23 protein-coding genes are annotated in these 24,596 nt (G+C 63.8%); 8 read left to right on the top strand and 15 right to left on the bottom strand.

The features are described from left to right. Position 1: 1 nt before the first annotated feature. Both QQL79_RS14680 and QQL79_RS14685 read right to left on the bottom strand, forming a co-directional pair. The gene (locus tag QQL79_RS14680) at positions 2–1,240 is read right to left on the bottom strand and encodes an extracellular solute-binding protein (RefSeq protein ID WP_284392100.1); all 1,239 of its coding nucleotides are present in this window, start codon (positions 1,238–1,240) and stop codon (positions 2–4) included. A gap of 26 nt (positions 1,241–1,266) precedes the next feature. Beyond that, positions 1,267–2,328: an ABC transporter ATP-binding protein gene (locus QQL79_RS14685; protein ID WP_284392102.1), complete on the bottom strand. Its 1,062-nt coding sequence runs from the start codon at positions 2,326–2,328 to the stop codon at positions 1,267–1,269. 137 nt (positions 2,329–2,465) lie between these two features. Between QQL79_RS14685 and QQL79_RS14690 the strand changes: the two genes are divergently transcribed. From QQL79_RS14690 to QQL79_RS14700, 3 genes are all read left to right on the top strand, one after another. After that, complete coding sequence (locus QQL79_RS14690) at positions 2,466–3,344, top strand: N-acetylmuramic acid 6-phosphate etherase (RefSeq protein ID WP_284392104.1); 879 nt, start codon at positions 2,466–2,468, stop codon at positions 3,342–3,344. 237 nt (positions 3,345–3,581) lie between these two features. Further along, a complete protein-coding gene (locus QQL79_RS14695) occupies positions 3,582–3,998 on the top strand; it encodes a GNAT family N-acetyltransferase (protein ID WP_284392106.1) in 417 nt (138 codons plus the stop codon). Further along, positions 3,995–4,870 carry a DMT family transporter gene (locus QQL79_RS14700; RefSeq protein WP_284392108.1) on the top strand — a complete coding sequence of 292 codons (876 nt, stop codon included), beginning with the start codon at positions 3,995–3,997 and terminating at the stop codon, positions 4,868–4,870. The genes QQL79_RS14695 and QQL79_RS14700 overlap by 4 nt, the downstream gene beginning before the upstream one ends. Before the next feature lie 70 nt (positions 4,871–4,940). On the opposite strand, the gene QQL79_RS14705 is transcribed toward QQL79_RS14700, so the two are convergent. From QQL79_RS14705 to QQL79_RS14720, 4 genes are read right to left on the bottom strand one after another with little or no spacing between them, the layout of a single operon-like run. Then, positions 4,941–6,056, bottom strand: a complete 1,116-nt coding sequence (locus QQL79_RS14705; protein ID WP_284392110.1) for an anhydro-N-acetylmuramic acid kinase — start codon at positions 6,054–6,056, stop codon at positions 4,941–4,943. A 3-nt stretch (positions 6,057–6,059) separates the two neighbouring features. Continuing rightward, positions 6,060–7,067, bottom strand: a complete 1,008-nt coding sequence (locus QQL79_RS14710) for a serine hydrolase domain-containing protein (protein WP_284392112.1) — start codon at positions 7,065–7,067, stop codon at positions 6,060–6,062. Beyond that, positions 7,046–7,984 carry an ABC transporter ATP-binding protein gene (locus QQL79_RS14715; RefSeq protein WP_284392114.1) on the bottom strand — a complete coding sequence of 313 codons (939 nt, stop codon included), beginning with the start codon at positions 7,982–7,984 and terminating at the stop codon, positions 7,046–7,048. Before QQL79_RS14715 ends, QQL79_RS14710 begins: the two co-directional genes overlap by 22 nt. Then, on the bottom strand, positions 7,981–8,937 hold the full coding sequence (locus QQL79_RS14720) for an ABC transporter ATP-binding protein (RefSeq protein WP_284392116.1): 957 nt from the start codon (positions 8,935–8,937) through the stop codon (positions 7,981–7,983). Before QQL79_RS14720 ends, QQL79_RS14715 begins: the two co-directional genes overlap by 4 nt. A 168-nt stretch (positions 8,938–9,105) precedes the next feature. Between QQL79_RS14720 and QQL79_RS14725 the strand changes: the two genes are divergently transcribed. From QQL79_RS14725 to dgcA, 4 genes are read left to right on the top strand one after another with little or no spacing between them, the layout of a single operon-like run. Continuing rightward, a complete protein-coding gene (locus tag QQL79_RS14725) occupies positions 9,106–10,605 on the top strand; it encodes an ABC transporter substrate-binding protein (RefSeq protein ID WP_284392118.1) in 1,500 nt (499 codons plus the stop codon). A gap of 54 nt (positions 10,606–10,659) precedes the next feature. Next, entirely contained in the window at positions 10,660–11,610 is a 951-nt protein-coding gene (locus tag QQL79_RS14730) for an ABC transporter permease (protein ID WP_284392119.1), read from the top strand. After that, on the top strand, positions 11,607–12,434 hold the full coding sequence (locus QQL79_RS14735; protein ID WP_284392121.1) for an ABC transporter permease: 828 nt from the start codon (positions 11,607–11,609) through the stop codon (positions 12,432–12,434). Before QQL79_RS14730 ends, QQL79_RS14735 begins: the two co-directional genes overlap by 4 nt. A 1-nt stretch (position 12,435) precedes the next feature. Further along, positions 12,436–13,410, top strand: a complete 975-nt coding sequence (dgcA, locus tag QQL79_RS14740) for an N-acetyl-D-Glu racemase DgcA (protein WP_284392125.1) — start codon at positions 12,436–12,438, stop codon at positions 13,408–13,410. Between the two features lie 9 nt (positions 13,411–13,419). Here the strand turns inward: dgcA and QQL79_RS14745 are convergent, their stop codons facing one another. From QQL79_RS14745 to QQL79_RS14785, 9 genes are all read right to left on the bottom strand, one after another. After that, positions 13,420–14,298 (bottom strand): siderophore-interacting protein, encoded by an 879-nt coding sequence (locus tag QQL79_RS14745; protein ID WP_284392891.1) that lies wholly within the window; start codon positions 14,296–14,298, stop codon positions 13,420–13,422. A 108-nt stretch (positions 14,299–14,406) separates the two neighbouring features. Next, entirely contained in the window at positions 14,407–15,759 is a 1,353-nt protein-coding gene (locus QQL79_RS14750) for an FAD/NAD(P)-binding protein (protein WP_284392128.1), read from the bottom strand. A gap of 20 nt (positions 15,760–15,779) precedes the next feature. Next, on the bottom strand, positions 15,780–16,334 hold the full coding sequence (locus tag QQL79_RS14755; protein ID WP_284392130.1) for an RBBP9/YdeN family alpha/beta hydrolase: 555 nt from the start codon (positions 16,332–16,334) through the stop codon (positions 15,780–15,782). A 9-nt stretch (positions 16,335–16,343) separates the two neighbouring features. After that, entirely contained in the window at positions 16,344–16,568 is a 225-nt protein-coding gene (locus QQL79_RS14760) for a hypothetical protein (protein ID WP_284392131.1), read from the bottom strand. A gap of 104 nt (positions 16,569–16,672) precedes the next feature. Then, positions 16,673–17,713 (bottom strand): sulfate ABC transporter substrate-binding protein, encoded by a 1,041-nt coding sequence (locus tag QQL79_RS14765; RefSeq protein WP_284392133.1) that lies wholly within the window; start codon positions 17,711–17,713, stop codon positions 16,673–16,675. 323 nt (positions 17,714–18,036) lie between these two features. Continuing rightward, a complete protein-coding gene (locus QQL79_RS14770; protein WP_284392136.1) occupies positions 18,037–19,872 on the bottom strand; it encodes a glycosyltransferase family 2 protein in 1,836 nt (611 codons plus the stop codon). Between the two features lie 243 nt (positions 19,873–20,115). Next, positions 20,116–21,138: an Hsp33 family molecular chaperone gene (locus tag QQL79_RS14775; RefSeq protein ID WP_370461222.1), complete on the bottom strand. Its 1,023-nt coding sequence runs from the start codon at positions 21,136–21,138 to the stop codon at positions 20,116–20,118. 225 nt (positions 21,139–21,363) lie between these two features. Further along, positions 21,364–22,296 (bottom strand): ornithine carbamoyltransferase, encoded by a 933-nt coding sequence (gene argF, locus QQL79_RS14780; RefSeq protein WP_284392139.1) that lies wholly within the window; start codon positions 22,294–22,296, stop codon positions 21,364–21,366. 125 nt (positions 22,297–22,421) lie between these two features. Then, positions 22,422–23,630 (bottom strand): aspartate aminotransferase family protein, encoded by a 1,209-nt coding sequence (locus QQL79_RS14785; protein ID WP_284392142.1) that lies wholly within the window; start codon positions 23,628–23,630, stop codon positions 22,422–22,424. Positions 23,631–23,960: 330 nt separating this feature from the next. Here QQL79_RS14785 and QQL79_RS14790 point away from each other — a divergent pair, with 330 nt between their 5' ends. Further along, the gene (locus QQL79_RS14790) at positions 23,961–24,551 is read left to right on the top strand and encodes a GcrA family cell cycle regulator (RefSeq protein WP_370461223.1); all 591 of its coding nucleotides are present in this window, start codon (positions 23,961–23,963) and stop codon (positions 24,549–24,551) included. The last annotated feature ends 45 nt before the right edge of the window (positions 24,552–24,596 follow it).

Below are 24,596 nucleotides of genomic sequence, written 5' to 3' on the forward strand. Positions count from 1 at the left end.
CTTACTTCTTGAACGGCTCGTACCAGGCGGCGAGGCCGTCGGTGATGGCTTTGCCGGCGGCTTCCGGCGTGGTCTGGCCGGCCAGGAGCTTCTGTACTTCGGTCTGCAGCAGGACCGAGCCGGAGGGCTCGCCATAGCGGAAGTGGACCAGCATCAGATAGGGGATGGACGACTTGTTGAGCTCGGCAACTTCGGCCAGCAGAGGATTGTCGAAGGTGACGCCCGGAATGGTCGAGATGTTGTTGAGGCTATTGGCGAAAGCCTGGCCGAATTCCTGGCTGGCAACGAAGTTCAGGAACTTGAGCGCGGCTTCCTTGTTGGCGCCATTGGCATTGGCCGCATAGCCGCCATCGTAATAGAGGCCGACCAGCTTTTCGTCCTCGGCGGTCTTGCCGGGGGCGGCGAAGACGCCCAGTTCGATATCGGGGTTCTGGGTGGCAAAGGTTGCCAGTTCATAGGAACCGCCGGCAAACATGGCCGCCATGCCCGAGCTGAACAGCTGCTGGGCCGAGGGGTAGTCGAGGCCAATAAAGCCATCGGGGAAATATTCGGTGATGGCCTTGAGATCGGTCAGGGCTTCAACGAAGCGGGCATCGGTGAAATCGGCCTTGCCGGCGATCAGGTCATCGTAAAAGCCCTTGCCCATGATGGACGAGGTCAGATCGAAAACGATGGTTTCGTTCTGCCAGGCGGTCGCGGTGCCGTTGGCGAAGGGCATTACCCCGGCGTCCTTGAGCTTTTTGGAGGCGGCGACCAGCTCGTCCCAGGTCTGGGGCTCGGTGATGCCATTGGCGTCGAAAATGCCCTTATTGTAGATGACCAGCTGGGTCTGGCTGGCGAAGGGCACGGCATAGAGCTTCTGGTCGCTCCGCATGGTCTCGGCCTGGAGCGCAGTCGCGGCAAAGTCCGACAGAGCCGGAATGGTCTCGGCCGAGAGCGGCTCGAGATAGCCGGCCGAAGCCACGTTTTCGAGGCCGCCATAGGCGCGCACCATCATCAGGTCGGGGCCGGTGCCGCCGGCCAGGGCCGTGGACAGAATGGTGTTGTAATTGGCCGCTTCGAAGGTTTCGAAAGTGACCGTGATGCCCGGATTGGCAGCCTCGAACGTGTCGATGAACTGCTCATACTGCGCGCGGTCTTCCTGGCGCCAGCTCCAGAAGGTCAGGTCCTGGGCCATGGCGGGCAGTGCAACGAGCAGTGCTCCCAGGCCCGCAGTGAGGCGGATTGCAGTCTTGTTCATGGTTTCCTCCTTGAAAACGTCGTTCCCTAAACCGTCAGCCGCTGGCCATCGGCCGCGGAAAAATAGTGCAGCTGGGCGGGGTCGACCGCGAGGGTCACCGCCTCGTCCGGCGCATAAAGATCGTTGGGCTCGGTGCGCACACTGACCAGCGTGCCATCGGCGAGGCGCGCATAGACATAGGCGTTGTCGCCCAGATATTCGGCATAGACCACGCTGGCCGAGAAGCCCTCGGCTGCCCCGCGCGTCAGCGTGAGCGCATCGGGCCGGACGCCCAGCTTGAAACTCTTTTCTCCGGCGGGCAGCGGAATGGTCACCGCGCCGCCGCCGGCAATGGCGGCCCTCGTGCCATCGGCGGCAACATCGATCAGCGCCATTTTGGGCGAGCCGATAAAGGTGGCGACGAAGGTATTGGCCGGAGTTTCGAACAATTCGCGCGGGCTGCCGACCTGCTCGATGCGGCCCAGATTCATCACCACGATCTTGTCGGCCAGGGTCATGGCCTCGACCTGGTCGTGGGTGACGTAAATGGTGGTGCCACCGATATCGCGGTGCAGCTTGGCGATTTCGAGCCGCACCTCGGAGCGCAGGGCGGCGTCGAGATTGGAGAGGGGCTCGTCGAGCAGGAAGACTTCGGGCTTGCGCACCAGGGCCCGGCCGATGGCGACGCGCTGGCGCTGGCCGCCCGAGAGTTCGCGCGGCTTGCGCTGCAAAAGCTCATTGAGGCGCAGCATGCGTGCGGCCTCGGCAATGCGGGCTTCAACCTCGGGCTTGTCGAGCCCCATCAGACGAGCGCCGAAGGCCATGTTCTCGTAGACGTCCATATGCGGATAGAGTGCATAGGACTGGAACACCATGGCGATGCCGCGCTTGGAGGGCGGCACATCGTTCATGCGCTTTTCATTGAGGGTGAATTCACCATCGCTGATCGGGTCGAGCCCCGCGATCAGGCGCAGCAAAGTGGACTTGCCGCAGCCGGACGGGCCAACGAAAACAACGAATTCGCGGTCGCCGATATCGAGATCGATGCCATGCAGGACCTCGGTTGCCTTGAAGCGCTTTTTGATGCCGCGCAGCGACAACCGTGCCATATATCCTCACCCGGTCCACACAAGACCACTTGAAAGCCAATTCAATACCAATATCATTCACCAGCCGGTGAAATGTGTAAAGCAAAAATCGCCGGACTATGCACAGCCGAACGGCGTTCCGACAAAAAGGTTATTCCATGAGCACCACCGAATCCGCTTCCCCGCGCTTTTCCGGCATCGAGGATTGGGGCAGCAATGACCTGGTGCTTGGCATTGTCGAGGGGCAGTTCGCCGCCATTGCCGCGGTACAGGCCGCGGCGCCGGCGCTGGCCGAAGCCATTGACCGGGGCGCCGAGCGCCTCGCCAAGGGTGGCCGGCTCATCTATATGGGCGCGGGCACATCGGGCCGGATTGCGACGCAAGACGCTGCCGAATTGCCGCCCACCTTCAACTGGCCTTATGAACGCGCGCTCTCGCTGATGGCCGGTGGCTCGACTGCGCTGACGCTGGCGGCCGAAGGGGCAGAGGACAGCGAAGAGCTGGCCCGGACCGATCTCGATGGCGTCAATGTCGGGCCCAATGACGTGGTGATCGCGCTGGCGGCCAGCGGGCGCACGCCCTATGCCATTGCCGGGTTGGTGCATGCGCGCCAGGTGGGAGCGCTGGCGATTGGTATCTTCAACAATCCCGGCGGCAAGCTGGGGGAAGTGGCCGATATTGCCGTGTTGCTGCAGACCGGTAGCGAGTTCCTCGCCGGTTCGACCCGGATGAAGGCCGGCACGGCGCAGAAGGCGGCGCTCAACTGCATTTCGACCGGCGTGATGATCAAGCTGGGCTTTGTCTATCGCGGCCTGATGGTGGAGATGAAGCCGACCAACGTGAAGCTGGTGGACCGGGCCGCCAAGATGGTGGCGACACTGACCGGGGCGGATTACGCCACCGCACGGGAAACACTGGATATTGCCGATGGTAGCATCAAGCTGGCCACGGTGATGCTGGAAAAAAAGGTGGACCTGCTGGCGGCAGGCAAGCTGATCGATGCGGCCGGGGGGAATTTGCGGAAGGCGCTGGAATAGAGGCTGGATCGCATAACCGGCACAGAACGGTCCCTCCCCCTATCAGGGGGAGGTTAGGTGGGGGTATCCCCATCAAAAACCGGGGGTGTCGAAGATACCCCCTCCTAGCCTCCCCCTGAAAAGGGGGAGGGATCTCTCCACTCTTGCGGCGAGATCAGGTCAAAGCGGTCAGGAAAAACGGAGGTTCCCGCCTGCGCGGGAATGACATTGTGGGGGCACGGGATGGAGGACGGGCCAATGGATTTTCATATCACGGATGACGCCACCGACCCGGCAATTGCCCGGATTGGGGATGAACTCACCGCGTTCAACCGCGCCGATGTAGGCCCCTCCGACCGCCGGGCCATCGCCGTGCTCCTGCGCGATGGCGATGCCGTTACCGCCGGGCTATCGGGCTACACCGCCTGGGGCTGGCTTTATACGCAATGGCTGTGGATCGACGAGGCGCATCGCGGCAAGGGCATTGCCGGGCAATTGCTGGTGGCCGCCGAGGCCGAAGCGCTGCACCGGGGCTGCCATGGCGCCTATATCGACACGTTCAGTCCGGTGGCGTTGCGGACCTATCGCAAAGCAGGCTATGAAATTTTCGGCGTGCTCAATGACTTCCCGCAGGGCCGCACCCGTTCCTTTCTCATGAAAGCATTGCGTGCATGAACACTCCCCTTAGCGGCATCGGGCTTGGCGCCGCGGGCATTGTCGTGCTGTGCAGCATGGATGCCACGGCCAAGGCACTGGGCGCGCATCTGCCGACATTCGAGATCGTCTTCGTGCGATTTCTCGGCGCAGCGATCTGGCTGGTGCTGTGGATATGGCTGAGCCGCGGGGCCTGGCCCAAGCGGGCGAACCTGGGCCGCCATATCCTGCGCGGAGCGCTGTTCACCGTCACCGCCTTCATGTTCTTTTATGCGGTGAGCCATTTGCCGCTCGCCATCGCGGCCGCCCTGGCCATGACCGCGCCGGTCTATGTGACGGGGCTGGGCATGCTGGCGCTGCGCGAGCCGGTACGGTTGCAGCCGGTGATTGCGCTGGTGCTGGGCGGGATCGGTTCGGCCATTATCGTTTTTGGCGGCGGGGATGCGGTAACGGGCGGATCGGCCGATATTTTTGCCTGGGGCGCGGCGATCCTGGCGCCGCTTTGCTATGCGCTGACTTTGGTGCTGCTGAAACACCATTCGGGCGATGAGAGCGCGGCCGCGATTACGCTGGCCCAGTCGGTGGTGGCGGCCGGCTTAACCCTGCCGCTGGCGGCGAGCAATTTCGTAGTGCCCACGGGGATTGTGGCGGGCCAGGCCGTGCTGATCGGCCTCTTGGGCGCCGGCGGGTTCCTGCTGCTGATCAACGGGCTCAAGCGCGTGCCGGTCTCGGTATTTGCCGTGCTCGACTATACCGGGCTGATCTGGGCGGCGGTGTTCGGCTGGCTGTTCTTTGCCGAAGTGCCGGGGGCCGAGCTTTATGTCGGTGGGGCGCTGATCATTGCCGCGTGTGCGGTGAGTGCGCGGACGTCGCAGAAGCCGGTGGTGGCTTAAAGACCAGTACCAACCACGGCGTCATTCCCGCGCAGGCGGGAATCCATTCCCGCCATGAGATTTACCGAAGTTACCCCGCCAGCCTCCCGCCGGTCATCGGAGCCGGCGCACCAGTTGTGGTCGGGAAACTGATCGGCAGGCCGCGCAATACCCGCACGGCCAGAAACGCAAAACATTCGGCTTCGATGGCGTCGCCGCGCCAGCCTACTGTTTCGGCGGGGATGACCTCGACGCCGGCCCGCGCGGGCAGCATGGCCATGATGGCGGGATTGCGCCTGCCGCCACCACACACGATGATCCTCCTGGGGCGGCGGGGCAGCAGGTCTAGCCCCTTACCGACGGCGGAGGTGGTGAAGGCGGTGAGGAGAGCCGCGCCATTTTCCGCTGTTTCGCCCTTGGCCATGTCGGCGGTGAAGTCGAAACGGTCCAGCGATTTGGGATAGGCGGCTCGAAGATAGGGATGCTCCAGGAGCCCTGCGAGGCGCGCCTCGTCGACCGTGCCGGCCAGGGCCAATTTGCCATCGCGATCCATATCGCCCAGCCCGAGAGCACCGACGAAATCGTTGATTGGGGCATTGGCCGGGCCGGTATCGAAGGCGATGACGAGGTCGTCACCATCCCACCAGGTGATGTTGGCGACGCCGCCCAGATTGAGCACGGCCGTATCACCATTAGCCTTGAGGCCACGCAGGAGCGCGGCGTGATAGATGGCCGAGAGCGGAGCCCCCTGCCCGCCGGCGGCGACGTCGGCGCTACGGAAATCATAGGCGACTTTGGTGCCGAGCATCTCCGCCATGAGCGCGCCATTGCCAAGCTGGCGGGTAGCGCCGATGCGGCCGAGCTGGGGCGCGCGATGCAGCACGCTTTGGCCGTGGAAACCGACAATGCCGATATCGGCCATGCTCAGGCCCTGCGCGGCGACGAAATCGCGCACCGCATTGGACTGGGCTTCGGTCAGGGCTTTTTCGGCCTTGGCGAAGATGGCGGGGTCTTGCTCGGCAAAGTTCCATTTGCGAGCGGTATCGAGTGTTTCGACCAATAGCGCGCGCAGGTCTTGCCCATAGGGGGCCAGGGTGTAAGCGCCGAATTCGGAGATGGTTTCGCCGTCGGTGCGCAACAGGGCAATGTCGATATTGCCGTCGAGCACGGTGCCGGTCATCAGCCCGATGGCCCAGATGGGTTGCATGTTTTAGTTCCCGTTGATGGCGTCGCCGACGGCGCGGCGGAGGGCGAAGATGCCGCTATCGAAATGGCGGGTGGGGTGGACGCGATTGGTCAGCAGGGTCCAGGCGCGGCCGGCGGCAAAATCGATCCAGAGGCCCGTGCCCGTGAAGCCGGTATGGCCGATAGTCTCGGGGCTGCACAATTCGCCGCCGGACCAGCCGATATAAGGCTTTTCCCAGCCATGAGTGCGGTTGCCGCGCACGGGCTGGCGCATGAGGGCGATGGATTGGGCCGAGGCGCCGGTGCCGTCGAGCAGGCCCCTGGCGAAATCGAGCACGGAATGGACGGTGCCGAAGAGCCCGGCATGCCCGGCACCTTCAAGGGCGGAGCAATTGTCGTCATGCACCTCGCCTACCAGCACGCGATGACGCCAATAACAGTCTTCGGTGGCGGCAGCGTCCTGGGGATTGGCGGACCAGGCAAAACCGGGGCCGGCATCGAGCTCACGGATCCATTTCTTGTTCAGGCGTTCGAGGACGAAGCCGAGCAGGATGAAATTGATGTCGGAATAGACCGAGGGACCGGCCCGCCATTCGCGCTGCAGGATGAAGGTGCGCAGCAAATCGGGGTCGCGGCCGTAGGTATAAATGGGCTCGACCGCCGGGAATGGGGTCTGATGGCCCAGGCATTGGCGGAAGGTGATTTTCCGCTCCCAGGCGTCGGGATTGTAGTGCCGGAGATCGGGCAGGACGGTCGTCAGCGGCGCATCGAGATCGATGGTGCCGGCATCGGCGAGGGCCAGAATGGCCGGGGTGGTGAAGAGAACTTTGGTGAGCGAGGCCAGATCGAACCAGGTGTGTTCGGTCATCGGACGCTCGGTGGGGACGGTCTGGGCCTTGCCGATATGGCGGACCTGCTTAGTGCCATCGGCTTCGATGACGCCGAGCACGCCGCCGGGAATGCGGCCAGCAGCGATGGCGGCTTCAAGGGGCGCGAAGGCGCGGTCGAATTTCAATGCGGATAGAGGTGGCATGCAACTTCTCCGGCAAGAGTGCCACCGGGGGAGGCGAGCACGGGCCGTTTGGTGTGGCAGATATCCATGACCCTGGGGCAGCGAGTGTGAAAGGCGCAACCGGCGGGGGGATTGGCCGGATCGGGTAATTCGCCCTTGAGCACGACGCGATCGGCCCGCGTGACGCCCGGCCGCGGCACGGCGGAAAGCAGCGCCTGCGTGTATGGGTGCTTTGGCGCGGTCATGATGGTTTCGGTCGGCCCGGTCTCGACGATGCGGCCCAGATACATGACCGCGATGCGGTCGCTGACATGGCGGATGACCGACAGGTCATGGCTGATAAAGAGAATGGCCAGGTTCATTTTCTGGCGCAATTCGGCGATCAGATTGATGATCTGGCTCTGGATCGAGACGTCGAGGGCGGAGACGGCTTCGTCGGCCACCAGCAGTTTGGGTTCGAGCGCCAAAGCGCGGGCGATGGCGATGCGCTGGCGCTGGCCGCCGGAAAATTCGTGCGGATAGCGGCTGGCGGCATCCTCGGGCAGGCCGACAATGGCGAGCAGTTCGGCGACGCGTTTGGCGCGCGAGGCCTTATCGCCCACGCCATGGACGATGAGCGGCTCGGCGATGATGTAGCCCACGCTGTGGCGGGGATTGAGCGAGCCGAAGGGGTCCTGGAAGATCACCTGCAGGTCGCGGCGCACCGCCTTCATATCGTGGCGGCTGAGGCTGGTGAGATCGCGGCCCTGGAAATGGATGGAGCCACCACTGGGTTCGATCAGCCGCAGGAGCGTGCGGCCGAGCGTGGACTTGCCGCAGCCCGATTCCCCCACGACACCAAGCACTTCGCCGGCCTCGATGGTGAGCGAGACTTCCGAGACCGCACGGACCCCGCCGGGGTAGGTCTTGGAGAGATTGTCGAGTTCGAGCAGGCTCATGAGGCCGGATTCCAGCAGCGGATCAGGTGAGTGTCGCCAACGAGATCGGGCCTGTCCACCGAACAGCGCGCAACACTTGCGTGGCAGCGCGGATGGAAGGTGCAGCCATTGGGGCGCTTGCCGGGTGGCGGCACGGTGCCGGAAATGGCGGGAAGCCGCGCGCCGGGCGGATTAGAAGCCGGGATGGTGGCCAGCAGGGCTTGGGTATAGCGATGGCGCGGATGGGCGAAAAGTTCGGCCGAGGGGGCCTGTTCGACCACGCGCCCGCCATACATGACCGCGACGCGGTCGCAATATTGCGAGACGACGCCGAGATCATGGGTGATCAGCAGCACGGCCATGCCGGTTTCGCGGCGCAGGTCGTCAATGAGATCAAGAATTTGCGCCTGGACGGTCACGTCGAGCGCGGTTGTCGGCTCATCGGCAACCAGCAGGCTGGGGTCGCAGGCGAGCGCCATGGCGATCATGACGCGCTGGCGCTGGCCGCCCGAAAGCTGGTGCGGATAGCGGAGCATGGCTGCGGCCGGAGCGGGAATGCCGACCCGGGTCAGCAATTCCACGGCGCGGGCATTGGCGGCTTCGCGCAACACATCGCGATGCAGCAGCACGACTTCGGAAATCTGGTCGCCCACGGTAAAGACCGGGTTGAGGCTGGTCATCGGCTCCTGGAAGATCATGGCGATGCGGTCGCCGCGCAGCTTTTCCAGTGCGTGCTCGTCCAGCGCCAGGATATCCTGTCCGTCATAGCGGATGGAGCCGCCATCGATGCGCATGGGCGGCTCGGCCAGGAGGCGCATGATGGAGAGAGCGGTCACCGATTTGCCGCAGCCCGATTCTCCGACCAGGCCCAGCATTTCGCCGGCCTTGATCTCAAGTGACACGCCTTCGATGACGGGACGGCCACCGGCGGAAATCCGCAAATCCTCAATGGTCAGCAGCGCCTCTGCCGGCATGGCCACTCCGCCGAAAGTCGAATGCAAAATCTGCAGCGATTTACGCCTCTGCGCGCTTACTAGCGCTTGACGAGTTAGTACCATAGCGTCACAAAAGTCCAGACTGGTTTTATATTGGACTTAGATTTTAAGTACCAATCGCGTCATCATTGTCTTCTGGAGGGAACAATGTCGTTGAGAAAGACCCTGGCCGCGCTGCTGGCCACCACGCTGCTGACGGGTGCGGCTTCGGCCGCCACGCTGAATGTGGCCATCGATTCATCGCCGGCCGGGCTCGACCCGCATCTGATCACCGCCTTCAATTCGGTGGTGATCGTGCAGTCCAATATCTATGAGGGGCTGACCGCCATCGACAAGGACCTGGCCGTGGTGCCGGGCCTGGCCGAAAGCTGGGAGATCTCGGAAGACGGGCTGACCTACACGTTCAAGCTGCGTGCCGGCGTCAAATTCCATGACGGCTCGGACATGGATGCCGAAGACGTGGCCGCCTCGATCCGCCGCGTGCAATCGGAGGCCGTCGCCTCTCCTCTGGCTAGCCGCGTGACCCCGATCACCGGCATCGAAGTGGTCGATCCGACGACCGTCAAATTCACGCTGGATGCGCCTTTTGCGCCGATCCTGACCTCGCTTTCGGGCATTGCCATCGTGCCGGCGGAGGTCGAAACCAATGTCGAGGGCCTGCAGCAGACCCCGATCGGCACCGGGCCGTTCAAGTTTGCCGAATGGCAGCCCAATGGCTTTATCGGGCTGACCAAGAACGAGGATTATTACCTCGATGGCCTGCCCAAGCTCGATGGCGTCAAGTTCAACTTCGTGCCGGAATCGGCGACCCGCCAGGTGGGCGTGACGAGCGGCGAATATGACCTGCTGCCCGGCATCGATCCGGCCACCGCCCTGCAATTGCAGGGCCAGCCCAATGTCACCGTGCAGGAAACCCGCGACATCGCCTATACGCTATTGGGCATGAATGCGAGCCGCGAGCCCTTCACCGATCCCAAGGTGCGCACGGCAGTCAATATGCTGCTCAACCGGCAGGAAATTATCGACGCGGCCCTGTTCGGCTCGGGCGTTCCGGCCGGTCCGCTCTCGCCGGCCCTGGTCAATTGGGCCGTCGATCCCTCCACTTTCGCCTGCTACACGCAGGACGTGGAAGGCGCCAAGGCGCTGCTGGCCGAGGCTGGCGTCACCACGCCGCTCAAGCTCACCATGAATGTGCTGCCGCGCCAGGATACGCGCGACATCGCCCAGGTGGTGCAGCAGCAATTGGCGGCCGGGGGCATCGAAGTCGAACTCATCACCCAGGAAATCGGCGATTTCGTCCAATCCTGGAAGAATTCGGAATTCGACACCTTCGTCTCGGCCAATGGCGGCAGCCCCGATCCGGACGAATATTTCTACCGCACCTTCCGCGGCGGCGGCTCGACCAATGTGTTCAAATATGAAGACCCGGAAATCGACACCTGGCTCGACGAAGGCCGTGCCGAGACCGATCCGGCAGCGCGCAAGGCCATCTATGACCAGGTGCAGGCCAAGCTCGCCTGTGAAGGCCCGGCCGCCCATATCGCCTATGGCACGCTCTACACTGCCGTTGCCAATGGGGTGGAAGGGTTTGAAATCTTCCCGAATGGCCGGCTGACGAGCCTGGTCAATACATCGAAGGCGGAATAGTCCCTCAAGCCGGCGCCCCAGCGGCGCCGGCCTTCTTCCTCAGGTTCCAAAAATATGGCGCAACGCTTCTGGATCGGCCGGCTGATCGACCTTGCGGTCGTGTTGTTCGGCATCTCGATCGTCGTTTTCCTGATGATCCGCCTGATCCCGGGCGATGCCGTGACCATCATGCTGGGCGCCAATACCGAGGTGACACCCGAGCGTGTCGCCGCCCTGCGCAGCCGGCTGGGGCTCGACCTGCCGCTGCCCCAGCAATATGGCCAATGGATCTGGGGCATTCTGCGCGGCGATTTCGGCACCTCGATCTGGACCGGGCGGCCGGTGCTCGAAGAAATCGCCGCCAATATGTGGCCGACCATCGAATTGACGCTGCTTTCCATCCTGGTGGGTGCCGGCCTCTCTATTCCGCTGGGTGCCTTCATGGCGCAGGCACGCGGCAAGGCTTCGGAAGTGGCCGTGCGCATCGGGGCCATTGCCGGGCTCACCATTCCCTCCTTCTGGCTGGGGATCGTCTCGATCTTTCTGGTCGCCAAGTTTTTGCCGGGGGTGCAGGCGCTGGGCTATGTGCCGTTCACCGAGAACCCGCTGGGCAATCTGCAACGCATGGTGCTGCCGGTGATCGCGCTCTCTCTGCCCATGCTGGCGAACCTGTCGCGGCTGGTGCGCTCGGCCATGCTCGATGCCTTGAGCCAGGATTATATCCGCACCGCCCGGGCCAAGGGCGCCGACCGGCGGCGCATCATCTATAAGCACGCGCTACGCAATGCGCTGATCCCCTTCATCACCAGTGTCGGCGTTTCGGCGGGGTATCTTTTGGGCGGGGCCATCGTCATCGAACAGGTTTTTGCCATTCCCGGGCTGGGACGGCTGGTGCTGGGGGCGATTTCCGAGCGCAATTATCCACTGGTGCAGGCCTCCATCCTGGTGCTGACCGCCAGCTTCGTCATCGTCAATTTCCTGGTCGACCTGCTCTATGCGGTGATCGACCCCCGCGTGTCGAAATGATCGAGCAGATCCGCAACAACAAGCTCCTGTCCTTTGCCGTCATCGTGGTGGCGCTACAGGTGCTGGGCGCCATCTTCGCGCCCCTTCTGGGCCTGCAGGACCCCTATGCCCAGGTCATCGTGCAGCGCATGAAGGGGCCGAACCTCCTAAACTTTCTGGGCACGGATCAATTGGGGCGCGATGTGCTCTCGCGCATTGTCTATGGCTATCGGGCGTCGCTGCTCACCTGCGTCACCGCCGTGGTGCTGGCGCTGGTGGTGGGCGGGACGCTGGGCATGCTGGCGGCCTATTATCGCGGCTGGTTCGACCGCATCATCATGCGCTTCATGGATGTCCTCTTCGCCTTTCCCATCATGCTCTTGGCCATTGCCGTCATCGCTATTCTGGGACCCAGCGCCTGGAGCGCGGCCATTGCCATCGCCATTGTCTATGCGCCGATCTTTGCCCGGCTGCTGCGGGGCCCGGCGCTGGTCATTTGCGAGAGCGAATATGTCAACGGCGCCAAGGCGATCGGGGCTTCGGATTTCCGCATCATCTTCCTGCACCTGCTACCGAACCTGAGTTCGGTCGTATTGGTGCAAACCAGTCTGCTGCTGTCGGCGGCCATTCTGGTGGAAGCTTCGCTCTCCTTCCTGGGCCTGGGCTCGCAGCCGCCCATCCCCTCGCTGGGGCTGATGCTGTCGGAGGGCCGCAATTTCCTGCTGCTGGCACCCTGGCCGGCGGTGTTTGCGGGTTTTGCCATCCTCTTTCTGTCGTTCGGGTTCAACCTTTTGGGCGATGCGCTGCGCGACACGCTCGATCCACGCCTGCGCAAGGCGAGTTGAGATGACGAAGCTCGAAGTCTTTGCCGAGCAGTTTGCCATTGCCGGCAGCTTCACCATTTCGCGCGGCTCCAAGACCGTTGCCGAAGTGGTGCGGGTGACGCTGACGCGGAACGGGGTTACCGGGCAGGGCGAATGCGTGCCCTATGCGCGTTATGGCGAGAACGTGGCCAAGACTGTTGCCGCCATTGCGGCGCTGGCGCCGGCCATTGCCGGCGGACTCGACCGGGCGGGACTGCAAAAGGCGTTGCCGCCGGGTGCAGCGCGCAATGCCGTGGATTGCGCTTTCTGGGAGCTGGAGGCCAAGCTGGCCGGGATCAGCGTAGCGGAACTGGCGGGCCTTATGCCGCCCGACAGCATCGTCACCGCCTATACGATCAGCCTCGGGACACCCGAGGCCATGGCCGCGGCGGCGCGGGCGGCGAGCACCTATCCCCTGCTCAAGCTGAAGCTGGGTGGCGCGGGAGATCGCGAGCGGTTGGCGGCGGTGCGCGAGGCGGTGCCGCAGACGCGGCTGGTGGTCGATGCCAATGAGGCCTGGACGCCGGATGATCTGGCGGCCAATCTTGCCGCCTGCCGCGATCAGGGCATCGAGCTGGTGGAACAGCCCCTGCCCGCTGGCGACGATGCGGCTTTGGGGAAAATCGAGCATCCGGTGCCGATCTGTGCCGATGAGAGCATCCATGGGCTTGCGACGCTCGAGCGGCTGGTGGGGCGCTATGATGCGGTCAATGTGAAGCTCGACAAAACCGGCGGGTTGACCGAGGCGCTTGATCTGGTGCGGGCGGCCAAGGCCAAGCATCTCAAGATCATGGTGGGGTGCATGGTCTCCACCTCGCTCGCCATGGCCCCGGCGGCATTGTTGGCCGAATATGCCGATTGGTGCGATCTCGACGGTCCACTGCTGCTGGCAGCGGACCGGGCGGATGGGTTCCGGTTTGGCGATGGGGTGATGCGGGCCGGGAGGATTTGGGGGTAATCGAGCACCCTAAAGCCCGTGCTTTTCCAGCGTGGCCTCATATTCGTCGCGCACTTCCTCGCGGTCGCGGCCGGAATGCCAGGCGGCGTCGATGCTGGCCTTGAGGGCGGGATCGAGCGCGGCGAAGCGGGCTTCCCAGTCTTCTCCCTCGTGGATCCAATAGGCGACCAGTTCGTAGCGCTCAGGCGGCAGACCCAGTTCCTTGCGGGCATATTTGCGGATGGCGCGGACGGCCTTCTGCTCGCCCGCCACCCAGAGATAGCCAGGCGCCTTGGGCATGGGCACGGCGCGCACCACATCTTCAAGCCGGCTGGGCGCGACACCATTGCCGCTGCCATGGAGCCAGGTCACCGTCGCCTTGGGATGGCGCGGCAGGGGCAGTTCGTGGCCGGCTTCGGCCACTTCGACAAAGACACGCGTTTCGATATGGGCCGGGGTCTGTTCCAGGAGGCGCGACAGGGCCGGCAGGCCGGTGGCGTCGGCCACCAGCAATTGCCAGGTGGTATCGGATGGCGGGGTATAGAGACCGCGCGGATTGTTGATGGTGATCACTTCGCCCAGCTGGGCGCGCTGCGCCCATTCGCTGGCAAGGCCGCCTTCATGGATGACGAAATCGATATCGACCTGGCCGGCAGCGGCATCGTGGCGGCGGATCGTATAGGTCGAGCAGCGAATGGCATCCTGCCCATCGGGATAGGTCCAGCGCCCGGTCTCGTCGATATGGGGCAGGTGCAGCTTGCCGGTTTTTTCGTTGGGGAAGAAGAGGCGCAGATATTCATCGCCAATGCCGGTGGTTTTCCAGGCCGCCAGGCCCGGGCCGCCAAAGGTCAGCCGCAGCATGCCCGGGGATAGGTCCTGCCGGGCCATGACCATCGCCTCATGAAACATCGTGGTCACTAACGCACTCCTTCCGTCACTAGGGATGGGTGCTATATATTATGACTTATCTCGTCAAGTTAGATGCCGCCTCCACCGGGCCCCGCGGGGTCCTCTTTGTTAATGCTGCGCCAGGATCTGCCTCGCAATCCCGGCGCATTGCACTCGGATATCGGGCACGGCCTCGATTTCGAAGAAGCGACCGCGGGTCAACGGGCCGACGGCGAGCAGGTGCCGGGAGGGCCGGCCATCGGCATCGACAACGGCACAATGCTCGTCCACGTCGAGCCCGATATGAAGCACATCGGGCCGGGCCAGGCCATTGGCCACCAAATCACGCACCACGGGATTGGAACTGGCCGAGACGTCGACGCTGACGCCGCCGCAATCATAGACGCGGGCGACGTCCATGGCCTGGCGCTGCTTGGTGCCGCGCGGGCGGACATAGGCGCGCACGCCGTTCCCCCGCCGTTCGAGATCGAGGAATTCCCCAGCCACCAATTGCACCTGGCCGCGGGCCACTGCCCTATCCATACGTTCATGCAATTCGGGCGGCAGGCGGTGGCGGTGGATATTCCACCAGGGGCGTAAGTGGCGCAGGAATTGGCGCCTGGTATGGGTGGACCAGCTTTGCCAGATGCGCTGGTTATAGGGGCGCAGGCCATCGACCAGGCTGCGCCAATCGCCGCCCTGGCGCTCGATATCGTCGGCCAGTTCGCGGAACCAGCGCAGGAAATAGGGCAGCCCGCTGCCAAAGGGCACGTCGGCGGCGTCCATGCTGATGGGCGCCAGTTCGCGATGCCCCTTGGGCAAGAGGCCATTGCGCGACACCACGGTAATGGTGCCCTGATGATCGGCATCGGCCAGGGACAGCCAGGCATCCACCATGCTGAGGCCCGAGCCCAGGATGATGACGGCGGCATCGGGGTCGAGGGGCGTGTCGCGGTCGGAGCCGACGCGCACGGCAATGCCCTTGCCGCGAGCGGGTTGGGTCTCATGGCCGACAGCCAGAACAGCCGTGCGGCTGATCAGGCTCGTGCCATTGGCGAGGACGGTTTCGACGCCGTTCTTGCCTTCATGGACCGCCACGACTTCCTCGGATAGCACGATCAGCCGGCCGAGTTTGGATTGCCCAGCCTGGCGCAGCACATCTTCGAGATAGGCGCCATAGAGCCGGCGCGGCACGAAGACCCAGGAGCCCCGCGCCGCCGGATAGCCGCGGGTCTGCAACCAGCGCCAGAAATGCTCGGGATCGTCCGCAAAGGCGCTCATGCCGCGGGCAGGCACATTGACCTTGTGGTCGCGCTGGCTGGCCGAATAGGCGACGCCCTGGCCGAATTCGCCGCGCCGCTCCACCAGCGTCACGCGGATATCGGTTTCGGGGTCGCGCAGCAGATGGGCGGCCAGCAGCACGCCGCTGGCGCCGCCCCCGATAATGGTCACCGATGGCCGGCCGTTCAGGTGATTGCTCATTCGCCCCCTCCCACGAAAATTCAGGCGGTCGCCGCATCCGGACAATTGACCAGACCCGCAGCCAGCGCGTAGCCGGCCGGCCAGCGGCCGAAACCGCTGACGATATTGATATGACCGGCATAACCCAGATCGTGCAATGGGCTGCCCCAGGCCGTGGCAAGAGCACGCACCTTGTCAAAAGGCATGTAGATGTCGTCCCGGCTGGCCACCACCAGCGCGGGAAATGGCAGGGAATCGCGCGGCATGATGCCGAATTCGTAGGATCGTTTGTGAAGGCCCGCCGTCCGGTTGATATCGGCCGGGGCTACCAATAGGGCCGCCCCCACGAGCGGCGCCACCCGGCTGCGGGCCAGCCGCGCGGTCAAGACGCTGCCCAGGCTATGGGCGATGATCAAGGCGTGGGGATGGGCGGCAACGGCCGCTTCGAGCGTAGCCAGCCAGCGATCCGCCTCGGGATTGGACCAATCGGCCTGTTCGACCAGCACGGCATGGGGATGATCGCGGCGCCAATGGGCCTGCCAATGCTCGCCGTCCGAGCCATGCAGGCCCGGCACGATCAGCGTGGTCACGGACATGAACCAGCCTCAGAGATGGGGCGGCAGGCAGAAGCGCACGAAGCGCAATTCTTCATCGTCGGGCTCGTCGGCCGGTTCGGGCCGCTTGCCGGCGAGGAAATCGGCATCCATCTCGGCCCGGCTGGGCAGGCTCGGCTCGGGTGCGCCGCCAAAGAAACCGGCCTTGAGCGGAGCATCGGCCGCCGCGACGCGGGGGCCGAATTCGGGGTTCAGAATTCCAAAGAAATGCACCATCGTCGTCACTCCTGAGTTGCGGTCCGTTCCAGCGGACCTGTGGCCTGGTCGGTGGTCTCGATTGGGCAGAAGGTCCGGCCCGCCGCGGCGGGCCGGATTGGTCATTATTGGGTCGGGCCGGAATAGATCTGATCGAAGACGCCGCCATCGCCGAAGAATTCGGGTTGGGCTTTGCGCCAGCCGCCGAAGTCTTCGATGGTGACCAGGTTCACTTCGCCAAAGCGGGCAATGTCCTCGGGAGCAGCAGCCTCGGGCTTGAACGGGCGGTAGTAATTGGCCGCAGCAATGGCCTGGCCCTCGTCCGAATAGAGATATTCGAGGTAAGCCGTGGCCAGGTCGGTATTGCCCTTCTTTTCCGCATTGCCCACCACCAGAGCCACCGGCGGTTCGGCCAGGATCGAGACCGAAGGCGTCACGATGTCGAAGGCGTCCGGACCCAGTTCTTCAAGGGCGAGATAGGCTTCGTTCTCCCAGGCCAGCAGCACGTCGCCAATGCCGCGCTGCACGAAGGTGGTGGTTGAGCCACGGGCCCCGGTATCGAGCACGGGGACATGCTTATAGAGCTCGGTGATATAGGCCTTGGCGGTCTCCTCGCTCCCGCCCGGCTGCGCCTTGGCCCAGGCCCAGCCCGCCAGCAGGTTCCAGCGGGCGCCGCCCGAGGTCTTGGGATTGGGGGTGATGACTTCGACGCCATCCTTGATCAGGTCGCCCCAGTCGTTGAGGCCCTTGGGATTGCCCTTGCGGACCAGGAAGACGATGGTCGAGGTATAGGGGGCGTTGTTGTTCTCGAAGGTGCCGCGCCAGTTTTCCGGGATCAGGGCCGGATTGGCATCGGCAATGGCGTTGATGTCGCTTTCCAGCGCCAGGGTGACCACGTCGGCCTCAAGGCCATCGATGACGGTGCGGGCCTGGGCGCCCGAGCCGCCATGGGTGGTCTGGACGGCCACAGTCTCGCCCTTGGTTTCCTGCCAATGGGCGATAAAGGCCTGATTAAACTGCTGGTAGAGCTCCCGCGTCGGATCGTAGCTCACATTGATCAAGGTGCGGTCCTGCGCATGCGCCGTTACCGCGAAGCCCAGCGTGAGCGAAGCAGCCAGCGCGGCATAGGCCAGAATTTTGGTCGCCCGGAATGTGGTGGCCCGCATGGGCTCCTCCTGAGTTAAGTTCCCATATAAACCCTATCAGCTCAGTCGTGTTTTGCGAGGGCTGAGCTTTTCTCCGGAATGCAAAACGGGAAAAATTATCGTCTCGTAGACCATATTCGCGAAATGGGATGGGTTCGGTTGGCGGTAACTGCCGGCGTGGCGCCTCCCCTCCTCTCCCACCCACCGTCGCTTCCCTCGGGCTTGACCCGAGGGCCACTCGCCGCCTGTGCCGGGTTGAGAAAGGCCCTCGGGTCGGGCCCGAGGGAGGCGATTGTGGGGTATGGAGATGGTGCGAAACCCTGACGCCATCGGGCAAACGCCCCCTAATCCGCAGCAGAACGTTCCCGCGTCGCCGGCCGCCGTTGGACGCTGCGATGGGGGGTCTTGGCCCATTTGAAGGGCTGGCCGGTCAATTCGAACAATGCGCGCACTGCCGCCCAGGCGGAGAGCAGCCAATAGGCCGGTAGCGTCAACTGAAGCGCCAATAGCGGCAATTGCCCCTGGCGGAGGGTGCCGGCAATATTGAGCAGCACGGCGGAGCCAAGGCCCAGCGCCACGGCAAGCAGGCACGCCTGGGACCAGAGCCCGTCGCTATCCATGAGCGGCTCGCCAACGGCCAGCCGGGCGAGCAGCAGCAGGACCAGCCCGCTATGCAGGAGCGGCGCCAGGATCATGCCCAGAACCAGCGTCTCAAACACAATGAGCCGCCGCCAGCCCAGATCGGCCAGGAGCTGCCGCGGGCGGCGGTTATGGACGATCAGGGTCTGCATCCAACCCTTCATCCAGCGGGTGCGCTGGCCCAGCCAGGCCCCAAGGGTGACGGGGGCCTCTTCCAGCGTTGCCAGCGCCATGACCTCGACGCGGTGACCGCGCCGGGCCAGCCGGACGCCCAGATCGGCATCTTCGGTGACATTGAACGCATCCCAGCCGCCCATGGCGCGCAGGGTGGCAAGGCGGAAATGGTTGGACGTGCCGCCCAGCGGCATGACCAGATCCCAGCGTGCCAGCGCCGGCAGCAGCACGGTGAAGAGCCCGGCATATTCGGCCGCGAACATGCCGGCGAGCCAGTTTTCGCGGCCATTGTCGATCACCAATTGCGCCTGGATGCATTGGGTTTGTGGCGCATCGCGGAAGCGCCGGGCAATCATCCACAATTGGTCGGGCTCAGGGGTATCTTCGGCGTCGTAGACCACGACGAATTCGCCCCGGCATAGCGGCAGGGCGAAATCGAGCGCCTTGGGCTTGGTGCGCGGCAGGGCATCGGGCACGGCCAGCAGGGAAAAGCGCGGATCGCCGAGCCGCTGCCGCACCGCCTCCAGCGTCGTTGCCGAGCAATCCTCGACCACGAATTTAATATCGAGCTTTTCAGGCGGATAGCGGAGAGCGCCAAGCGCTTCGAAAAGCTGGGGCACCATGTGCGCCTCATCGCGCAGGGGCACGAGCACGCTATAGACCGGCAATTCGGCATCGTCCGGCTGCTCCGCGGAAGATGGCCGGCGCGGATTGGGCGTTATGAGCGCGGCGACCCTTATAATGGCCGGACCCAACAGGAAAATCGCCCATAACGGCAGCAGCCAGGCCTGATCGGAATGGGGCGCCAGCAGCACGAGGCAGAGCAGGATCAGCACGAAGGCGACAAAGCCGTTGCGCGCCGGCACGGTCAGTTCCAGTTGCGCAGCGGCATAGGGCCAGTGTTTGGCCAGGGTCTGGCGGGCGCCGTCGACCAGAGCGGGCGCGGCAGCGCGGGCCAGGTAATCGCGCAGGGCGCTATCCGGCACGAGGCAGAGGCGCCGGGCGAGATCGGGGTTTTCCGTTCCGCGCGCCTGGAGGCGCAGTAGCCCGAAAAAGTCGGGGGCGCTGAAGGCGATTTCCCGGTCGTAGAGGACGGCGCGGAACATCTTGACCTCGCCCAGCGCTTCCAGCCGGGTCGGGGTGGTTTGTCCCTTGAGGTGACTGGGCATCCCATCATAGAAGGCAAAGCCGGCCCAGCGCGCCGCGCGCTCCATGGCCAGGGCCTCGTTCACACCAAGGCTGGCCACGCAATAGCGCAGCGGATCGACCTCGCGCTCGATGGCGGCGCCGAGCACGGCGAGCGCGGTGGCGTCGTCCGGGCAGGTCTCGGCCAGAATGGCGCGGATCAGGCTTTGGGCGGGCGACATGGGGTCAGATCATCCTGACCCGGCTCCCCCTGCTGAAACGCCGCCACAGATATACCAAATACGTCTCGCTCACCTGGCACAGCCCCCTTTGCCCGGTTCTCGTCGGGGCGGATAGTGGCCAAATCCGGCGCGTTAGGCAACCCGGGAAAAGTGGCCAAGTCCTTGCTGCGCCAAAAGAAACGGCCACCCGAGGGGCGGCCGTTGGGTAAAGCGATTTACGGGCCGCAAAGCGGCAGCACTAGCTCAGTGCTTCTGCTCGAACTGGTGCGGGTTGAAGTGATAGGCGGTCGAGCAGAACTCGCAGACCACTTCGATTTCGCCATCCACCGCCATTTCCTCGCGGTCCTCGGCGGTAAAGCTGGTGGCCAGCATGTCTTCGATGCGATCGGCCGAGCAGGTGCAGCGCTCGACCATCGGCAAAGGCGAGAACACGCGCACGCCAGTCTCGTGATAGAGACGGAACAGCAGGCGTTCGGGCGACAGGTCCGGATCGGCCAGTTCCACATCTTCGAGCGTTGTCAGCATGGCCTTGGCCTCGCTCCAGCCATCGGCTTCCTCGAAATCGGGATCGGCGGTTTCGGGATTGTCGAAATTGCCGTCGCCGGGCAGGTCCGCCATCATGGAGAGGCCATGTTCGGGCAGATGCTGGATGAGCACGCCGCCGGCCCGCCAATGGGGACGATGATCGCCCTTCTGCTGGAACTCGGCCACCGCCAGGCGGACCATGGTAGGGATTTGCTCGGACTGCATGAAATAGGTATGGGCCACTTCCTCGAGGGAATTGCCCTCGAGCGCGACAATGCCCTGATAGCGTTCGGTATGGGGACCCTGGTCGATGGTCATGGCCAGGTGCCCCTTGCCGAGCAGTTCGGCAGGCTTGGTGCGGCCTTCCTCGGCCGCCTTGACCAGGGCGTCGTGATCGAAGCGGGCATAGCCACGCAGCCCGTCGGGCGCGTCGAAATCGACCACGATCAGGTTGACCGGCCCATCGGTCTGGGTCTGCATGATGAAGCGCCCCTCGAATTTGAGCGAGGAGCCGATCAGCCCGGCCAGCACCACGGCCTCGCCGAGCAGGCGGGCGACGGGGGCGGGATAATTGTGGCGGGATAGTATGGTGTCGAGCGCATCGCCCAGCCGCACGGCACGGCCGCGGGTATCGAGCTTGTCCAGGGTAAAGGGCACGACGGCATCATCGCCGGTTTCCGGCCGGTCGAGCCCCAGGGCATTCATCAGGTTCTCGGTCATAGCAGTCGTATCCGTCGTCATTCTTTTGGCTTTCTTGAGGCTAAACCCTCAAGGCGAAACGTTCCACCGGCGCGGCCAATATCCCCAATGTGGTTGATGGCACCGCAACTGCGATGAGCTTCTGGTTGGGACGAGACGAAAATGGCGGTCTTCGAGAACCGGAGCGGAGCGTACATAAGTACGTGAGCACCGGAAGCGCAGAAGACTGCCATTTGCAGGCCGTCCCAATCAGAAGATCGAAGCAGTTTAGTTGGTTTCGACCCCGAAGGCCCAGCACAGGATGGCTTTTTGGGCATGCAGGCGGTTTTCAGCTTCATCCCACACGACCGATTGGGGACCATCGATTACCTCGTCGGTCACCTCGTCCCCGCGATGGGCGGGCAGGTCGTGCATGAAAAGAGCGTTCTTGTCCGCCAGCGCCATCAAATTGGTGTTGACCTGGTAGGGTTTCAAGACCCGGCGGCGTTCGGCGATATCCACGTCGCCCATCGACACCCAGGTATCGGTGATGACCAGATCGGCGCCCTCGACCGCCTCGCGCGGGTCCTCGATCAGCTTCACATAGTCGCCGGCCCGGCGGATATCGTCCATCAGGTCCTTTTCGGGGCTGTATTCCTCGGGTGTGGCAATAGTCAGGTGGCACTGGAACAGTTCGGCCGCATTGACCCAGGAATGGAGCACATTATTGCTGTCGCCCACCCAGGCGACCTTGGCGCCGTTGATGGGCCCGCGATGCTCTTCGAAGGTCATGAGGTCGGCCATGATCTGGCAAGGATGGGCGCGGCGCGTCAGGCCATTGATGACCGGCACGGTGGCAGCTTCCGCCAGGTCCAGCAGATCGGCATGGCTGAGGATGCGGATCATGATGGCATCGACATAGCGGCTGAGCACCTTGGCGGTGTCGGACAGGGTTTCCTCGCGGCTGAGCTGCATTTCCTGGCCGGAAAGCATGATGGTCTCTCCGCCCAGCTGGCGCATGCCCACGTCAAAGCTGACGCGGGTGCGCGTGGACTGGCGTTCGAAAATCATCGCCAGGACCTTGTCCTTGAGCAATTGCGGCCGGTCGCCTTCCCTAAGGCGCCCCTTGAGGGAGGTAGCGACATCAAGCATGCCGCGCAGTTCGGGATAGGTGAAATCGTCGATGGAGAGAAAATGGTTTGGTGTGCCGGTCGTCGTCATGGGCCGGGTTCCTTTGTGACGCTAATGCCTTGAGCTTCTGCTCGGTCGAATACGCTCCGTCCCGTCAGGGAGGAGGGAACAGACCGCGTCGTCGGCGGCTATAGTGCCACACGTCGGATGTCATATCAGCCAACCGCCGGAATGGACGCCGTTTCGGCCTCGATGCCTTCGAAGGCCGCGGCGATCTTGTCGACGGCTTCCTCGATCTCGGCTTCGGTGACGATGAGCGGGGGCAGAAGACGCAACACATTGTCGCCCGCGCCAATGGTCAGCAGCCGGTGGTCGTCGCGCAGCCGGGTCACGAAATCGCGCACCGGCGGGGTGATCTTGATGCCGGCGAGCAGGCCCTTGCCGCGCAATTCGAGCACGTAATCGGGATAGCGCTGGGCCAGCTGCTGCAGGTGCCAGGCGAGTTTCTGGCCCATCTGGTTGACATGATCGATGAAGCCGGGCGCCAGGACGCGGTCGAGCACGGCATTGCCGATGGCCGAAGCCAGCGGGTTGCCACCATAGGTCGAGCCATGGGTGCCGGGCACCATGGACGCAGCGACATCCCCCTTGGCCAGGCACGCGCCGAGCGGGAAGCCGCCGCCAATGGCCTTGGCCACCGCCACGATATCGGGGGTGATGCCGGCCCATTCGAAGGCGAAGAAATGCCCGGTGCGGCCATAACCGCATTGGACTTCATCGAGCACCAGCAGCATGTCATGCTCATCGCAGAGCTTGCGCAGGCCCTGCATGAATTCAGGGGTCATGGCGGTGACGCCGCCCTCGCCCTGCACCGGCTCGATGAGGATGGCGCAGGTCTGGGGCGTGATCAGCGCTTTGACGGCCTCGAGATCGCCGGGCTTGGCATGCTTGAAACCGGGCGCCGGAGGGCCGAAGCCTTCGAGATAATCGGGATTGCCGCCGGCAGCGATGGTGCCCAGGGTCCGGCCATGGAAGGAGCCGGTGAAGGCGATGATCTCATAGCGATCGGCCTGGCCCTTGGCCCAGAAATAATGCCGCGCCGTCTTGATGGCGCATTCGATGGCTTCGGCACCCGAATTGGTGAAAAAGACCGAGTCGGCGAATGTGGCCTCGACCAGCCGCTGGCCCAGCCGTTCCTGCTCCGGAATGGTGAAGGTATTGGCCGTGTGCCAGACCTTGTCGGCCGCCGATTTGAGGGCGCTGACCAGATGAGCATCGCCATGGCCCAGGGCATTGACCGCCACGCCGGAATGGAAATCGAGATAGTCTCGGCCATGCTGGTCATACAGGCGCATGCCTTCGCCCCGCTCGAAAGCGAGTTCGGACCGGGCATAGGTGCCGTAGAGCGCAGACATGGTGGTCATTCCTTCTGGTGCAAGCAATTGGCGGGAGCGTGGCAATAGCGCCACAAAAATCAAAAACGCGCTCGTTGCGCAGCGCGTTTACGAGGCCAGAGTTAGGCCGTTTTTGCCAGATAAGTCAATGTTCCAGGGCCAAGTGCCTGATTTGACTCAAGGATCGTTAAGGCGATTTTAACCAATGATTTTTCGGGGATATCCTTCCCCGACTCTTGATCCCGATTCCGCCGATAGCGTAATCTCCCACTCGTTGGGGACACGATATCTCGTGTGGCGGACCCGCCTAACATACGACCGCTAGATTTTACGGTTGCCAATACCCATTTTGGCAGCGCAATGAAGGATTCTGTTTTGACGATAGATTCAGGAGCACAAGCGGCGGGCTGGACTGACGAGCGCGTCGAGACTTTGAAGAAGCTCTGGATGGAAGGCCTTAGCGCCAGCCAGATTGCCGGGGAACTGGGCCAGGGCGTTACCCGTAATGCTGTCATCGGCAAGGTGCACCGCCTCAAGCTTTCGGCCCGGGCCAAGCCCACCAATACCGCGCCGCGCGCCCGTCCGGCGCCGCGTCCGGCTCCGCGCCGCGTGGCCAGCCCTTCGGCCGGCCTGTCCTCGGGCATGATGGGTGGGGCTGCCAAGGCCCGTCCCAGCATGCCGCGCCCGCAAAGCATCGGCGCGACCGCACTGGCGGCGAGCCCCGAGATCGAAGCCGACCTCTATGTGGCGCCGGCCGCCGCCGAACTCTTCATTCCCGAAGACAAGCGGCTGAGCCTGCTGCAGCTCAACGAGCATACCTGCAAGTGGCCGATCGGCGACCCGCTGACCAAGGACTTCTATTTCTGCGGCCAGCATAGCCTCGAAACCGGCCCCTATTGCGAATTCCACTCGCGCCGGGCCTATCACCAGGTAGACAAGAAACGCCGCTGATCACTGCGCAAGAGCGGAACATGATGAGGGCGCCAGGGGGCGCCC

Source organism: Devosia yakushimensis (assembly GCF_030159855.1).
GTDB lineage: Bacteria > Pseudomonadota > Alphaproteobacteria > Rhizobiales > Devosiaceae > Devosia > Devosia yakushimensis.

Excerpts from the sequence above, each read along its gene's own strand:
- QQL79_RS14715 (WP_284392114.1), bottom strand. The coding sequence starts at position 7,984 with ATGAGCCTGCTCGAACTCGACAATCTCTCCAAGACCTACCCCGGCGGG.
- QQL79_RS14765 (WP_284392133.1), bottom strand. The coding sequence starts at position 17,713 with ATGCGGGCCACCACATTCCGGGCGACCAAAATTCTGGCCTATGCCGCG.
- QQL79_RS14725 (WP_284392118.1), top strand. The coding sequence starts at position 9,106 with ATGTCGTTGAGAAAGACCCTGGCCGCGCTGCTGGCCACCACGCTGCTG.
- QQL79_RS14760 (WP_284392131.1), bottom strand. The coding sequence starts at position 16,568 with ATGGTGCATTTCTTTGGAATTCTGAACCCCGAATTCGGCCCCCGCGTC.
- QQL79_RS14755 (WP_284392130.1), bottom strand. The coding sequence starts at position 16,334 with ATGTCCGTGACCACGCTGATCGTGCCGGGCCTGCATGGCTCGGACGGC.
- QQL79_RS14745 (WP_284392891.1), bottom strand. The coding sequence starts at position 14,298 with ATGTTTCATGAGGCGATGGTCATGGCCCGGCAGGACCTATCCCCGGGC.
- QQL79_RS14710 (WP_284392112.1), bottom strand. The coding sequence starts at position 7,067 with ATGCCACCTCTATCCGCATTGAAATTCGACCGCGCCTTCGCGCCCCTT.
- QQL79_RS14770 (WP_284392136.1), bottom strand. The coding sequence starts at position 19,872 with ATGTCGCCCGCCCAAAGCCTGATCCGCGCCATTCTGGCCGAGACCTGC.
- QQL79_RS14700 (WP_284392108.1), top strand. The coding sequence starts at position 3,995 with ATGAACACTCCCCTTAGCGGCATCGGGCTTGGCGCCGCGGGCATTGTC.
- QQL79_RS14730 (WP_284392119.1), top strand. The coding sequence starts at position 10,660 with ATGGCGCAACGCTTCTGGATCGGCCGGCTGATCGACCTTGCGGTCGTG.
- dgcA (WP_284392125.1), top strand. The coding sequence starts at position 12,436 with ATGACGAAGCTCGAAGTCTTTGCCGAGCAGTTTGCCATTGCCGGCAGC.
- QQL79_RS14785 (WP_284392142.1), bottom strand. The coding sequence starts at position 23,630 with ATGACCACCATGTCTGCGCTCTACGGCACCTATGCCCGGTCCGAACTC.
- QQL79_RS14790 (WP_370461223.1), top strand. The coding sequence starts at position 23,961 with ATGAAGGATTCTGTTTTGACGATAGATTCAGGAGCACAAGCGGCGGGC.
- QQL79_RS14690 (WP_284392104.1), top strand. The coding sequence starts at position 2,466 with ATGAGCACCACCGAATCCGCTTCCCCGCGCTTTTCCGGCATCGAGGAT.
- QQL79_RS14685 (WP_284392102.1), bottom strand. The coding sequence starts at position 2,328 with ATGGCACGGTTGTCGCTGCGCGGCATCAAAAAGCGCTTCAAGGCAACC.
- QQL79_RS14680 (WP_284392100.1), bottom strand. The coding sequence starts at position 1,240 with ATGAACAAGACTGCAATCCGCCTCACTGCGGGCCTGGGAGCACTGCTC.
- QQL79_RS14735 (WP_284392121.1), top strand. The coding sequence starts at position 11,607 with ATGATCGAGCAGATCCGCAACAACAAGCTCCTGTCCTTTGCCGTCATC.
- QQL79_RS14775 (WP_370461222.1), bottom strand. The coding sequence starts at position 21,138 with ATGACGACGGATACGACTGCTATGACCGAGAACCTGATGAATGCCCTG.
- QQL79_RS14695 (WP_284392106.1), top strand. The coding sequence starts at position 3,582 with ATGGATTTTCATATCACGGATGACGCCACCGACCCGGCAATTGCCCGG.
- QQL79_RS14705 (WP_284392110.1), bottom strand. The coding sequence starts at position 6,056 with ATGCAACCCATCTGGGCCATCGGGCTGATGACCGGCACCGTGCTCGAC.
- argF (WP_284392139.1), bottom strand. The coding sequence starts at position 22,296 with ATGACGACGACCGGCACACCAAACCATTTTCTCTCCATCGACGATTTC.
- QQL79_RS14750 (WP_284392128.1), bottom strand. The coding sequence starts at position 15,759 with ATGAGCAATCACCTGAACGGCCGGCCATCGGTGACCATTATCGGGGGC.
- QQL79_RS14720 (WP_284392116.1), bottom strand. The coding sequence starts at position 8,937 with ATGCCGGCAGAGGCGCTGCTGACCATTGAGGATTTGCGGATTTCCGCC.